1 protein-coding gene is annotated in these 1,193 nt (G+C 58.2%); it reads right to left on the bottom strand.

Annotation, left to right across the window (positions count from 1 at the left end; all coding sequences use genetic code 11):
- Positions 1 to 39: 39 nt before the first annotated feature.
- Positions 40 to 1,127 (bottom strand): IS3 family transposase gene (locus D1Y85_RS26855; protein ID WP_124154095.1). Its coding sequence is split into 2 segments (ribosomal slippage): positions 40 to 878 and positions 878 to 1,127, totalling 1,089 coding nucleotides; the frame shifts between segments, so codons are not numbered across the junction.
- Between the last annotated feature and the right edge of the window lie 66 nt (positions 1,128 to 1,193).

The following is a 1,193-nucleotide window of genomic DNA, read 5'->3' as shown; positions in this document are numbered from 1 at the left end:
GGTAATACCCCCGTTTTCCACGGTCGGCAGAAGTAGAAACTAAGCGGCCATGGCCAGCCGCTGCTTCGGGGTAAAGCCGCCCAATGCCATATTCGGGCGCTCGTGATTGTAAATCCACATCCAGTCGGCCGCCGCTTCGCGAACCTGCTCCAGGTCTTCCCACAGATACTGCGACAACCATTCGTGCCGAGCAGTCCGGTTGAACCGTTCGATATACGCATTCTGCTGCGGCTTGCCCGGCTCGATGTATTCCAGCCGGATGCCTTGCTTCTGCGTCCACGTCACGATGGCCGCGCTCAGATATTCCGGGCCGTTGTCGCACCGGATGACCTTCGGCTTGCCTCGCCATTCCATATGCTGCTTCAGCGTGCGAATCACCCGCTCGGATGGCAATGAGAAATCCACCTCGATGCCCAGCGCCTCGCGGTTGAAATCATCAATCACGTTCAGCGTCCGGATACTGCGCCCGTCAACCAGCTGGTCATGCATGAAGTCCATCGACCACACTTCATTGATGGCCTCCGGCACCGACAGCGGCTGCGGCGTTTCCCGCACCAGACGCTTTTTCGGCTTGATGCGCAGGTTCAGCTCCAGCTCGCGGTAAATCCGGTAAATGCGCTTGTGGTTCCAGCCGAATCCTTTCACGTTACGCAGGTAGAAGTAGCACAGCAGAAAACCCCAGTTGCGATGGCAACCCGTGATACGCAGCAGCCAGTCGGCAATCTCTTCGTTCTCCGTGTTCAACTTCGCCTCGTACCGGTAGCACGACTCGCTGATGCCAAACGCCGCGCACGCCACACGAATTGACACGCGCCGCTGTTGCACAACCCGCTTTGCCATCTCGCGCCGACGAGATGGCTTCAGAACTTTTTTTGCAGTGCCTCCGAGGCAATCTCAGCCTTGAGCTTCTCCTCGATGTACATCTTGCGAAGCCGGGCATTCTCCGCCTCCAGTTCCTTCATGCGCGACATCATCGACGCGTCCATGCCGCCGTACTTCGAGCGCCATTTATAAAACGTCGCCGAACTGATGCCCAGCTCCCGGCACAGCTCCGGCACCGCCAGTCCGGCCTCCGCGCGCTTGAGCGCCTCCAGTATCTGGCTGTCCGTGAATCTCGACTTCTTCATCTGCAGAACTCCCTCTTAACGAGAAAATTCTACTTCTCCCGACGATGGATTTGCGGGGGCATTACC

Origin of the sequence: Paraburkholderia dinghuensis, from assembly GCF_003837865.1 — a bacterium.
In the GTDB taxonomy this organism is placed as follows: Bacteria; Pseudomonadota; Gammaproteobacteria; order Burkholderiales; family Burkholderiaceae; genus Paraburkholderia; species Paraburkholderia dinghuensis.
Note: the sequence above shows the minus strand (reverse complement) of the source record. Positions and strands in the feature narration are given on the sequence as shown.